This is a genomic window from Fictibacillus sp. 26RED30 (assembly GCF_015903845.1).
GTDB lineage: Bacteria > Bacillota > Bacilli > Bacillales > Fictibacillaceae > Fictibacillus > Fictibacillus phosphorivorans.
In genome coordinates this window covers 1665831-1678996 of the sequence record NZ_JACZDV010000001.1, presented here as the reverse complement: position 1 = coordinate 1678996, position 13166 = coordinate 1665831, and the positions used below count along the sequence as shown (strand labels likewise).

Here is a 13166-nt window from a genome sequence, read left to right as displayed (position 1 = left end):
TTAATAATATAATGTTTCTATTTCACAGCAAAAAACACTGATTTCAAACTAACAGCTCATAATGAAGGAGAATGATGGGATTTGAAAAAAATATTAATCATTTCTGATACCCACATGCCTAAAAAAGGAACGGCGTTTCCTGAACCCATTCTAGATATATTAAGCAAGCATATCGATTACATATTTCATGCAGGAGACTGGACGGCGAAATCTGTATACGAAGAACTTAAAACGTTTGCACCTGTTTATTCAGTGAAAGGTAACGTAGATCAGGATAGCTGGAGTAGTACTCTTCCTGATAAAGTACTTGTAGATATTGAGAATGTGAAGGTTGCGATGGTTCATGGTCATCTTGGAAAGGGAAGATCGACACCTGAACGTGCATACAGGGAATGTCAAAGAGATGGAGCTGATCTGATCATATTCGGTCATTCCCACATTCCTTTTCATGAAGAAAAAGGTGATAGTATACTTTTTAATCCCGGTTCGCCAACAGATAAAAGAAGGCAGAAACAATTCTCGTTTGGTATTGTTGAGATTGATCAATCAACCATTATACTCACTCATCATTATTTTTCCTGATGAATGACAACCTGTAAAGAAGACATAATAATACAATCACAACACAACACTTGGAGGAATAAAAATCATGCCGAATGGGGATAACTTCTTCTTTACAGCGAAAAATGGTGAAGAGATCACCTTAAGACCCGTAGAAGAAAAAGATGCAGCAGATATTACTCGACACGTAGAAGCAATCGTAAAAGCAGGTAGATATCTTCAAAAAGAGGAGCCTCATTCAGTTGAAGAAGAGGTTGAGTTTATTCTTGATGTTAAGCGTAAGGGTAATTTGTACACAGCGGTCGAACGAAACGGAAAGGTAGTAGGTATAGCTAGAGTACTAAAAGGTGAACTTCAAATGAAAAGACACACCGGTGTCTTTAGAACTTGGATTCATCCCGAGGCTCAAGGTCTAGGAATAGGAAAAGAACTGCTGGCTCATACGTTAAGGTGGGGTGAGAAAAATAACCTACATAAGATATGGCTTACTGTTTTCTCCGGAAACGAGAAGGCAGTAAAGGTTTATGAGAAAGCCGGTTTTATTATAGAAGGGAAACAAAAAGATCAGGTGATCATAGAAGGTGAGTTTGAAGATGAATACTTCATGGCGTATTTTTTTAGATCTACTTCAAAATAAACTCAATCGGATTCCAAGAGAATAGATAATCAATGGTGAAATCGCTATCATATATATGGTAAAGTGGATAGTGATACAGTATTGAAGACAGGTGGATACGATGAAGTCAACTGAAAAAGAATTATTGATAACAGAAAAACAAAGATTGATCGGTTTATATGAAGCATTCCAAAAAATGAACAATCGAAAAGAAGAAGAACAATTAAGCAAACTATTCCTTAAAGTAGCGAAGGAAGAGTTTGCTATAGCTTTTTGCGGCCATTTTTCTGCAGGAAAATCAAGCTTGATCAATGCACTTTCTCAAACAGGAATTCTTCCATCCTCTCCAATTCCTACAAGTGCAAACATCGTCAAAATGGTCAAGGGAGAGGAAAAAGCGGTTGTTCAGCTCAAAAGTAAAGAAGTGGTTACTTTTGAGCATCCTTATGACGTAAATGAAATAAAAGAACTATGTAAAGATGCCGAACTAGTTGAGGCGATCGAGATCTATTACGGCGGTAATGAAGAGGATACAGAGAATATAGCATACTACGACACACCAGGAATCGATTCTACAGATCCGCTCCATAAAAAAGCGACTGAAAACGTTGTCTATTTAGCTGATCTGATCTTTTATGTAATGGACTATAACCATATACTCTCTGAGACGAACATAGCATTCATTTCATCTTTGATTCAGAGAGGAAAAGATGTCCGCCTAATCGTTAACCAAATTGATAAGCATCGTGAAGAAGAGTTGAAGTTTACAGCTTTTAAAGAAAACGTTTTTGACTCTTTTCAATCTCATGGAATACCGAAAGAACATATCTTTTTCACAAGTGTTAAGAAACAAAATGTTGCTCATAATGACCTAACTGCTCTTATGGCTTATATCAAAAGAATCGAGCAAAACAAAGATGCTCTTCTATTAAAACAAGTGAATAATCAGCTTCAGCATTTTGTGCATGACTATGTAGAAAGAACAGAAGAAGGTATAGCAACTATTGATGTTGTAAGTCAGAGATTAGCTTCTTTTTCTAAAGAACATGAAGATCTTTTAAAACGACTATCACAGAAAGAACAGGTTATCATCGAAAAAGAGGAAAGTGTTAAGAACCAACTTGTTAACATTTTAGAATCTGCGCAATTAATGCCCTATGAGACAAGAGAAAGCGCAGGCTTGTTTATCGAATCTGCTAAAAAAGACTTTAAAGTAGGGATTTTCTTCTCTAAACAAAAAACAGAACAAGAACGAAACGATCGAACAAAAGATTTATCAGAAAAACTACAAAAGTCGATCGACGCTCATATCAACTGGCATGCGCAAAACTATGTAAGCACTCTTCAAAAAGAAGTGGACCATAACCTCCCAGATTGGGAACCTGTTAAAGTAAATAAAGAAATGTTACATTCATTCGTTACACCAGGTCTTTCAGCTCAAGGGCAAGGTCTTTTAAACTATTGCAACAACATTTCAAATGAAGTGAAAAGACTAGCCCGTCACCAGATTACAAATTGTATAAATTCTGTAAAAGCATGTTTAAATATAAAAGTTGGCCGTGAGTTATCCAACTTAAAAGAAGAGTTGAATAGGTTAGAGGATGAGATAAAAACGCTGCAGCAGGAAAAAGAGATCGCAGAAAATTGGGATGAGCAAAAACATGAACTTCATGAGATACTGTATGCTGATTTATCGGGTGATCGATCTGTATATGAATTTGAAAGAAAGTTTCTTGCTGAATTTCAGCCTTTATCTATCGAGATGTTTAAGAAAAAGTTTGAAAAAGAACCAATTGAAAACTTGAAGGAGCAATATGAAGAGGAACATAACGTTACGTTACATTCAAGTAATGATTCTCTCTTGAAAGAAACCGAAAAGTTATCAATAGCCGCTTCTATACTAAAGCCGATCAGAGGACTTTCACACTTAGCGTCAGAGATGGAAGAGCTGCAGAAGAGACTAGATAAGCGATCGTTTACGATGGTTCTCTTTGGTGCGTTTTCAGCTGGTAAATCATCGTTTGCCAACGCTTTATTCGGTGAAAGTATTCTACCTTCCTCACCAAACCCTACGACAGCTGCAATTAATGAGATACGATGCCCAGATCGTGATCACCACCATGGTTCGATCATGATTGAGATGAAGAGTGAAGAAGAACTAAAACAAGAGCTTAACAATGTCTTAAAAACAACAGATAAAGAATTGAACGATTTATTGGATTCATCAGACAAGGAACTGGCTTCATACAAAGCAGGCTACGCATGGGCGAGAGAACAGCTAGGCAATGTACTAAATAAAGAAATTTCTGAGATTGGCGAATATGCTGCAGATGAAACAAAAGCTTGTTTCATTAAAAAAATCACGATTTATTACAGCTGTCCGTTAACAGAAAAAGGTCTTGTGCTCGTTGATACACCAGGAGCTAACTCGATTCATTCTCGCCATACTGAAGTCGCGTTTGAATACATGAAGCATGCAGATATCATCATTTATCTTACGTACTTTAACCATGCATTTTCATATGCAGACCGCGAATTTTTGATCCAGTTAGGAAGAATTAAAGATACTTTTTCATCAGATAAGATGTTCTTTGCGATCAATGCTGCCGATCTAGCTGAAACGGAAGAAGACAAGAACGATGTCGTACATCATGTGAAGAGCAATCTTCTGACATTTGGTATCCGAAATCCAAGATTATTTCCGGTTTCTAGTAAAAACGAACTGATTCCTAGTAAGCGTGCAGAAAGTGGTTTTGATGCATTTTCATCTAGCTTAACTCATTACATCGAACATGAGTTAGAAAACGCAATGATCAAGAGTGCAAGATCATCTTTAAAACACGCAAGCGCGGTCATAGAAAATATGATCAAAGAAACAGTTCAAAGAATGGAGAAAGAAGACGAGTATTTAGAAAGTCTTCAAAAGAGAGAGAACACGTTAGTTGATTTCAGTAATGATTACATTAGTATATCGAAAAAACAATTTCTGCAAGAACAAAAAGAACTTCTCTATTATATAAAACAGCGTGTATTGATTCGTTATCATGATTTTTATAAAGAAACGATCCATCCAGCTGCGGTTCAAAATTCTAAGAATGCGTTAGCTGAATGTATAAGAGAACTTCACGCAAAGATCTCACACGATTTGCACCAAGAATTTAAAGCCTGTTCATTACGATTAGATCATTGGATACAAAAAGAGATGAAAGATAAAATGGAGCATCTGATCTCTAAAGCAGCTCAAGAAGGTGTGAGTTTACAGGAGAGAACTGAAACAGGGAATCAATTTAAAACACCATCCTTTTCCTTAGATTTTGAAAATAAGGATGAAACGAAACTTAAGAAATGGTTATCATATTTTAAAAATCCGAAGCAGTTCTTTGAACAAAGTGGTTCGAACGAGCTGAAAAATCATCTTGTGGATGAGATAGATCATGAAGTGGAGAATTGGTTGGTAGAAGCTGATAAAAAGCTTACACAGCATTATGAAGATGTGTTAGTTAACACAGAAAAAGAAGCAAAGACTTACATTGTAAATCAGGTAGTTTCCTACTTTGAAGAATTGAAAAAGCCTGGCGATCTAGAGGCAAAAATTCAAGAATTAAATCAATCTTTATCAAAGTTTGAACAACTTGAAGAATAATCTTAACATGTACTCGATAGCTTCGTGGAAAGCAAGCACTTGGAACGAAGACCAACTACATCCCAATGCAACTAAGATTTCAAAAAGACTTTTTAAAAATAAGAACAGCATCCTCATTGATGAGGATGCTGTTCTTTTATAAGGATTGCTATTTTTTATATGAAAGTCGGTTTGTTTAAAGTCTGATACAGCTCTACAGAAGCAAGATCAGAGGTTGAAGGATGGTTGTAAGCTTCTTTATACTTTTCAGGTCCCTTACCCGTTATGATTACTACTGAGTTTGCTGGAGCTTCTTTTAGAGCAAAGAATATAGCATCAGTCCGATCTCCTATGATTACAGGTTGGTGAGAAGATCTAGGGATCGCTTCTTTTGTTTCTAGAAGAAGTTGATCACGATCTATACCGTTCAAATCATCTACCGTTAAGACAGTCTTAGTACTGTACTCTAAAGAGATCTTAATCATATCAGTCCGTTTTGTTAGATCTCTGTTTCCTCTAAATCCAAATACATGATAAAGAGGTCTGTCTCCCGCTTTTTTACTCGCTGCTTCAAGCACTTGAGAGACTCCATCAGGTGTATGCGCATAATCCACGATCACTTCTGTCCCGTTATGAAGTGTGATCTCTTCAAAGCGACCAGGGATTCCACCGAAGCTTTTTAGATATTCAACAGAGTTTTTTATAGGAATCCCATAATCTAAAGCAGCGGCGATCGCGGCAGTCGTGTTAAGGGCGTTATATTCTCCTGGTAATGGTAACGAAACGGTTACCTGTAGTGTTTCATGTACAAGGTTAAAAGAATCTATTCCGACGTCTTCAATATAAAAATCATCAGACTTTCGTTTACCATAGGTCCAAATCTGCAAGTCATTTTCTGACCGCAGTTCATCCCGTAACCGCTTGCCGTATTCACCTTCACTGCAGATGATTGCCGTTCCTCTATTCTTCAAATATGAAAATAATTTAGATTTACAGAGGAAATATGATTCCATCGTTCCATGATAATCAAGATGATCGTGAGTTAAATTGAGAAAGATCGCTTGATCATACGTAATCCCATCAATCCTATTCTGTTCGATCCCATGTGAACTCACTTCCATAACAACTACATCATCATTACTTTCTAAGAGCATCTTCTGTAGAGTAACAGGATCTGGTGTCGTGTGTGAACTTTTCACAATTTCAGAATTGATATAATGATATACCGTACCGAGAAGAGCGGAAGTCATACCGTGAACATGGAGGATATGCTGTAATAAAAAGGATGTTGTTGTTTTTCCGTTCGTTCCTGTAATACCCGTCATCTTATGTTTCTTATAGGGCTCTTCATAGAAGTAGGAAGCAGCTAGACTTAATAAACGCTTCGTTTCTTCAGCGTAAATATAAACACCAGGACCGATGTTCTCATCATATTCACCGATCACAGCTGCTGCACCATTATCAAACGCCTCTTGTATGTACTGATTGCCATCAGCTTGAACACCTGAGATCGCAAAAAACAAGTTTCCGGGCTTAACTTTTTTAGAGTGGGATGTAATGCCGGTGATCTCTAGGTCATCCTCAATGATAGATCGTATAGATAAGTGACTTAATATAGCTTTTAACTTCACAAAAACGCATCCTTTGAATAAATTAATTTTAGTTTTTTTCTAATTTAAGTTCTTATTCAGGAACTTTAAATTAACCGTAATATGTTTATGTTAACTTATTCGAAAAAACTGCCCAGTTTGAGGGCAGTTTACGTAAGGGAATTTATAAAGTTTTCTATGCCATCCATACCTTTTTTTAACTGTTCTAGCGAAGCCGCATAGGAGATTCGTACATATCCTTCTCCGATAACTGTAAAAGCATCACCTGGTACTACAGCCACTTCTTGTTCTTGTAAAAGCTTTAAAGCAAAATCATAAGAGGAGAGTCCATATTTTTTTATCGAAATAAAGAGATAAAATGCCCCATTTGGTTTTTCGAACGTTAACCCCATCTCGTGAAGTCGATCGTAACAATAATCTAACCGTTCTTTGTAAGCGTTACGCATATCGAACGCGTCATTCTTGCCTTCCGTTAATGCCCGGATCGCAGCGGCTTGAGAAATGGTTGAAGCACATGTGACATTATACTGATGAACTTTCAAAACATGCTGCATGAGATTACTTGGTCCGAAAAGCAATCCGATTCTCCAACCGGTCATGCTGTGTGACTTTGAAAGTCCGTTGATAACAAATGTTTTTTCACGCATGCCTTCATAGTTCGCGATCGATCGATGTTCACCTTCATATTTTAGTTCGCTATAGATCTCATCAGATATTACAAAGATTTCTTTATTAGAAAAATAGTGAGCAAGAGCCTGTAAATCATGATCCTCTAAAACAATACCTGTCGGATTAGAAGGAGAGGGAATGATGATGGCTTTCGTCTTTTTTGTTATATGTTTTTCAATTAGTTCGGGCGTCACTTTAAAACTTGTTTGTGTTGTATCAATATAGATAGTATTCGCACCGCAAAGGGTAATTACGGGTTCATAACCAGGATAGATGGGAGCAGGAAGAAGAACATCATCACCTTCACTTAAGATGGTTCGCAAGGTTATGTCGATCGCTTCACTCGCCCCGGCTGTTACGATTATTTCTGAAGCAGGATCATAATGAAGAGAATATTTTTCTTGTAAGAAAGAAGAGGCAGCTTCTCTTAGCTCTATATACCCTGCGTTATGAGAATATACCGTTTGATTATTATGTATCGCTCTTATCGCAGCTTCTTTTACATGCATAGGAGTTGGAAAGTCAGGTTGTCCTAATGTTAATGAGATCGCGTTAGGGAACTTAGAAACTTCATTAAAGAATTTACGAATTCCTGAAATTTGAATGTCTTTAGCTTTGCTGTTTAATAAATGTTCCACAAAAATTAACTTCCTTTCTACATTTCGCACCGATTAACAAATGAAACGTTGCCATTAGTGTAGCTTTATTTGGTTTCTAGAGTCAATGGGTGGATTTTCTTGTATGGTTTTATGACTTTTTACAATACTAAAGATGTAATAGTACGGTTTTGGAGGAAATTATGGAAGCAAAGAAAAAGTGGGACTTACTTGCACTCGCATCCATTCCCCTTGTTATGACTTTGGGGAATTCTATGCTGATACCCGTTTTGCCTGAGATCGGAAAAGAACTTAACATCAGCTCTTTTCAAGTTTCTTTAATCATTACGGTGTATTCGATCGTTGCCATCTTGTTGATTCCGATCGCTGGATATCTGTCTGACCGTTTTGGCCGTAAAAAAGTAATCATTCCTAGTCTTTTTATTGCTGGAATCGGAGGTTTGATCTGTGGCTGGGCTGCATGGCAATCCGATCATGCGTTTACTTTTATACTTATCGGAAGGTTTTTTCAAGGTGTTGGCTCTTCAGGTGCAGCACCCGTTGTCCTACCATTAGTAGGAGATATGTTTAAAGATGAAAAGGAAGTCAGTTCTGGCTTAGGGTTGATCGAAACATCCAATACAGTCGGAAAAGTATTAAGTCCTATCCTAGGGGCATTTCTTGCAACAATCGTATGGTTTTTACCGTTTTGGCTGATTCCTGTGTTTTGTGTTCTCTCTATTTTGTTAGTCATGTTCTTAGTCAAAGTCCCAAAGAAGGAACAAGAACAACAACCTTTTAAAGAATATCTTAAAAACGTAAAGAAAATTTTTCATAACGAAGGAAGATGGCTGTTCGCCATATTCTTAATCGGTGGCATTATCATGTTTGTCCTGTTTGGTATCTTGTTTTATCTATCGACCATATTAGAAGAGAAATATGGTGTGAAGGGTGTTATGAAAGGATTAGTAATCGCTGTACCGTTATTAGCACTTTCCATAGCCTCCTTTATTGCAGGAAAGAAGATCAAACAAAATAAAATCGTCATGAAGTGGTGTACGTTTATCTCTATGGCGTTGTTAGGCGGGTCAGTCTTTTTAATCACGTTTACAGAGAACGTCTATTTTCTTTTAGGTGCTCTATTTGTGGCTGGTATAGGGATTGGTGCTGCTCTACCGAGTTTAGATGCCCTTATTACAGAAGGAATTGAAAAAGAGGCGAGAGGGACGATAACCTCGATCTATAGTTCGATGAGGTTTGTTGGTGTCGCGCTCGGACCTCCCATCTATGCTATCTTGATGAAACAGTCACATGAAATTGTTTTCTACACTTCCGCAGGTGTGAGTATGGTTGGTGCGATAGCTGCATTTTTTGCTATCAAGCCAGAAAAGGAAAAGGGTGGGGGAGACGAAGAGAAAAAAGACCCTAAACCAACGCAACCATTAAAACCTGCTTTAGAATAGAAAAAAAAGTAAAAAAAACAAGGGCATTGCATGAAAATATATGCAAGCCCTTGTTTTTATTATTGTTCAATGAGTACGATTCTTGCAGGTGATGCATCTAGCCCTCTTATTTTAAGAGGAGCAGCCACCATTAAATATTCACCTTCAGGAACGTCCTTTAACTGAAGTCCTTCTATAATAATGATGTTGTTTTGGAAAAGCTGTTTATGAGTTGGGTGATTTTCTTGTGCTCTCTCTACACCTAAAGCGTCGATTCCAACACCTGCTACACCGATTTCAGCCAATACTTTAGCAGCATCACTGTTAACGTAGATAAATTCAAAATTGAATTCTGTGTCCCAGGAATTTTTTGTTTTAAATAGGACAAAATCATCTTTTTGAATATCTTTATCAGCCAGATCTTCAGCGGAAATGAAACCTGTGGAACTTGTAAGGTCGATTACTTTAGCTTTACGAACGAGTTTTTCGATCGGAAGGGTTTCAATCGTATCTCCACCAGGAACCATGTGCAGAGGAGCATCCACATGTGTTCCTGTATGAACATCCATAGAAATACGTGTTTCGGTTACATGACCATTTTGTGCTGTGTTGAACTCTGGTTGTTTTTCAGGCTTGTTTTTATAGACTGGCATTCCTTCAAAAATCGGTAACGAAACATCAAATATTTTCATGTACTAACATTCCTCTCTAACTTTTGTAGGTTCCCACCAAGAATGCCCATCAGCTTTTAAAAGTTCGTCTGCTTCGATGGGTCCCATGCTGCCTGATGGATAATTTGTGATCGGAGCTCCTGTTCCTTCAGCCCAAGATTTTGTGATGCGGTCAATAAAATCCCAGCTGAGTGCAACTTCGTCCCATCGTGTGAAATAAGTGGAATTACCTAGAAGACAATCGTGCAGAAGCTTCTCGTATGCTTCAGGTGAATTCATTTCTGCCGTATTATTGTTGTTGTAAGTCATATCGATCGGTAAGAGATCAGGAGTATCACCTTTTGGTTTGGCATTAAGTGTAAGGCTAACACCTTCATCTGGTTGAACATGAATTCTTAATAAGTTAGGCTGATAATTTTCTGTGTTGGCATGATAGAGTGCCATCGGACCTTGTTTAAATTGAATGACGATCTCAGTAGATTTCACAGCCATGCGCTTACCTGTTCTGATGTAGAATGGGACGCCTGTCCAACGGAAATTATCAATAAATAGCTTAGCTGCTACAAATGTTTCAGTCTTAGACTCAGGGTCAACATTATCTTCGTTCAAATAACGAGGTACTTGTTTTCCATTCATCGTTCCTTCAGAATATTGTCCGCGGATCACATTCTTCTTCACTTCTTCTTCATTAAAGAAGCGGAGGGATCGAAGAACTTTTACTTTTTCGTCCCGAATATGTTCAGGTTTCAGTTCACCTGGTGGTTCCATTGCAACCATCATGACCATCTGTAGCATATGGTTTTGAACCATATCAAGTAGAGCGCCCGATTTTTCATAATAAGCGGCTCGATCTTCAACACCTAGTGTTTCACTCGATGTAATCTGAACAGAGTCAATATACTTGTTGTTCCAGATGGATTCAAAGATCGCATTTCCAAAACGGATCACTTGTATGTTTTGAACCATCTCTTTTCCAAGATAGTGGTCGATACGGTAAATATCATTTTCATTAAAACTTTGTTGAATCTCTTCGTTCAATTTTGTCGCAGAAGGCAAGTCATTACCGAATGGTTTTTCGATTACGATTCGCTGCCAGCCCTCAGTGTTCGTGATTCCTTCTGACTTTAAGAAAGTAGGAATCGTTCCGAAGAACCTTGGTGCCATCGCAAGATAGTACAGGCGGTTTCCGTTTGTTTGATAATCTCTATCAAGTACGTTCAATAGTTCTTCGAGCTCGTGATAGCTCGCTTCACTCGATACATCCATCTTTAGGTAATAAAAATGAGATGCAAACTTTTCTACGATTTGTTGATCTGCACCTTGTGCATGTTCATGAATAGCAGATATAACTTCAGTTTGAAACTCTTCGTGAGAGAATTCTTTTCTTGAAACACCTACAACAGAAAAGTTCTCTTTCATATGTCCCTTTTGATACAATTGATAAAGAGCAGGGAAGAGTTTTCTGTGTGCAAGGTCACCAGTCGCTCCGAACAAAACGATGGATGCGTTAGGAATACTATGTATCATCTGTACGTCACTTCTTTCTATCTTTTCTAATAGTTACAGCTTTCCCTAGATGTAGTTAAAATAACGAACTACTTCATAAAACAGGAGGTCAAATATGTCGAATTTCGTAAGTCCTGAATGGGTGAACCAAAAAGTGAACAGTGCTGATATCGTGATCTTTGATTGCAGATTCTCACTAGCTGAACCCTTAAAGGGTTATGAACTGTATAAGAACGATCACATCGAAGGTGCCATTTATGCTGATCTTGAGCAACATCTCTCAAGCACCGTATCAACCCATGGTGGCCGTCATCCATTACCTTCCGTAAACATACTATCACAATTTTTTAGCCGTTGTGGAGTTGACCAAGAAAAAATTGTCGTCGCCTATGATGATCAATCAGGCAGCATGGCTGCAAGACTTTGGTGGATCTTGAAATACTTAGGGCACGATCACGTATATGTCATGCAAGGCGGCTATACACACTATAAAGAAAAAGGATATGTCATCTCAAGTAAAATGCCTGTCGAAAAACCTGCACATTTTACACCAAAAGTAAGAGATGAAATGTTAAGGAATAAAGATGACGTCATTCATGAAATGAACAATAAGGATACTCTTATCATAGATGCACGAGAACCAAAACGATTTAAAGGAGAGATCGAGCCTATCGATCATAAGGCAGGGCATATACCGAGTGCCAGAAACATACCTTGGGAAAGTCATATGCAAAAGCCTGGTTGGTGGAAAAGCCGGCAAGAACTAGAAGCGAAGTATAGTGGAATGAATGAATGCAAACCTGTTATTGTATATTGCGGTTCTGGTGTAACGGCCTGCGTTAACATACTGGCTATGGATGAAGCGGGTATCACGAATAAAGCTTTATATGCTGGCAGCTGGAGTGATTGGATCAGCTATGATGAAAATCCAATCATAAAAGAAGTCACCAAATAAAATTTCACGTACCGTAATTAAAAATGTTTTTAGGAGATGAAAATGAAACAAAGCGATTTACATACACATACCACTGCATCTGACGGGACTTTTACTCCTGCTGAAAATATTAGGCGAGCGGTTGAAAAAGGTCTTGGCGCGATAGCGATCACAGATCATGATACAGTCAATGGAATTCATGACGCGATGTTGGAAGCTAAAAAGTATGAAGGTTTTACTTGTATACCAGGCATTGAGATAAGTACGTTATACGACGGCCAAGATATTCATATGTTAGGCTATTTTATTGACTATGAAGATGTTGATTTTTTAAAAGCATTAAGCAAGCTCACTTCTGTCAGAGATAAAAGAAATAGAATGATCCTTGAAAATTTAAACAACCTTGGAATCCACGTAAAGGAATCTGAGTTAGAAGCGAAAAGACATGGCAAAGGAAATGTAGGAAGAGGGCACATTGCAGAGATTCTAATGGAAAAAGGGATCGTAAAATCTCTTCCTGAAGCTTTTGAAAAGTATTTAGGAAAAGGAAAACCTGCTTACGCTTCAACTGACCGCATCTCTCCGATCGAAGCGATTCAAATGATCAAGAAAGCTAAGGGAGTTCCTGTACTAGCTCATCCTGGCATTTACGGAGCAGATGAACTCATTCCAATCTTAAGAGAGAAAGGATTGGTTGGACTTGAGTATAATCACCCTGATCATACGAGAAAGCAAGTTGCCTTTTATGAAGATCTAGCAGATAAACACTCCTTAATAAAAACAGCAGGTAGTGATTTTCATGGGTTCCGTAACGGAGAAGTTTTTCATGGAGACCTTGGCAGCTGTTCTGTCCCGATCAGCACGATAGATGTTTTGAGAAGTTTTAGAAAATAATGCTTGCCAGTCGGCCGAGAACCTTATAAGATTCAATACGGAACA

General features: G+C 37.9%; 10 protein-coding genes. 6 read left to right on the top strand and 4 right to left on the bottom strand.

Annotated elements, in window-relative coordinates; translation table 11 throughout:
- The first annotated feature begins 81 nt into the window (after positions 1-81).
- The 3 genes from IHV11_RS08550 to IHV11_RS08540 all read left to right on the top strand — a co-directional run bounded on the left by IHV11_RS08550 (position 82) and on the right by IHV11_RS08540 (position 4820).
- On the top strand, positions 82-582 hold the full coding sequence (locus IHV11_RS08550; protein WP_197194373.1) for a metallophosphoesterase family protein: 501 nt from the start codon (positions 82-84) through the stop codon (positions 580-582).
- A gap of 67 nt (positions 583-649) precedes the next feature.
- On the top strand, positions 650-1198 hold the full coding sequence (locus IHV11_RS08545; protein ID WP_197127843.1) for a GNAT family N-acetyltransferase: 549 nt from the start codon (positions 650-652) through the stop codon (positions 1196-1198).
- A 100-nt stretch (positions 1199-1298) separates the two neighbouring features.
- Positions 1299-4820 (top strand): dynamin family protein, encoded by a 3522-nt coding sequence (locus IHV11_RS08540; RefSeq protein WP_197194372.1) that lies wholly within the window; start codon positions 1299-1301, stop codon positions 4818-4820.
- A 155-nt stretch (positions 4821-4975) separates the two neighbouring features.
- Here IHV11_RS08540 and IHV11_RS08535 read toward each other — a convergent pair whose 3' ends face one another.
- Positions 4976-6430, bottom strand: coding sequence for a UDP-N-acetylmuramoyl-L-alanyl-D-glutamate--2,6-diaminopimelate ligase (locus IHV11_RS08535; RefSeq protein WP_197194371.1), 1455 nt, complete (start codon positions 6428-6430; stop codon positions 4976-4978).
- A gap of 128 nt (positions 6431-6558) precedes the next feature.
- Positions 6559-7716, bottom strand: coding sequence for an aminotransferase A (locus tag IHV11_RS08530; RefSeq protein WP_197194370.1), 1158 nt, complete (start codon positions 7714-7716; stop codon positions 6559-6561).
- Positions 7717-7877: 161 nt separating this feature from the next.
- Between IHV11_RS08530 and IHV11_RS08525 the strand changes: the two genes are divergently transcribed.
- Positions 7878-9137, top strand: a complete 1260-nt coding sequence (locus IHV11_RS08525; RefSeq protein WP_197194369.1) for an MFS transporter — start codon at positions 7878-7880, stop codon at positions 9135-9137.
- 59 nt (positions 9138-9196) lie between these two features.
- On the opposite strand, the gene IHV11_RS08520 is transcribed toward IHV11_RS08525, so the two are convergent.
- Entirely contained in the window at positions 9197-9808 is a 612-nt protein-coding gene (locus IHV11_RS08520; protein WP_197127848.1) for a cyclase family protein, read from the bottom strand.
- 3 nt (positions 9809-9811) lie between these two features.
- On the bottom strand, positions 9812-11314 hold the full coding sequence (zwf, locus tag IHV11_RS08515; protein WP_197191091.1) for a glucose-6-phosphate dehydrogenase: 1503 nt from the start codon (positions 11312-11314) through the stop codon (positions 9812-9814).
- A 94-nt stretch (positions 11315-11408) separates the two neighbouring features.
- On the opposite strand from zwf, the gene IHV11_RS08510 reads away from it, so the two are divergent.
- On the top strand, positions 11409-12248 hold the full coding sequence (locus tag IHV11_RS08510; protein WP_197194368.1) for a sulfurtransferase: 840 nt from the start codon (positions 11409-11411) through the stop codon (positions 12246-12248).
- 42 nt (positions 12249-12290) lie between these two features.
- Complete coding sequence (locus IHV11_RS08505) at positions 12291-13121, top strand: PHP domain-containing protein (RefSeq protein ID WP_231620211.1); 831 nt, start codon at positions 12291-12293, stop codon at positions 13119-13121.
- The last annotated feature ends 45 nt before the right edge of the window (positions 13122-13166 follow it).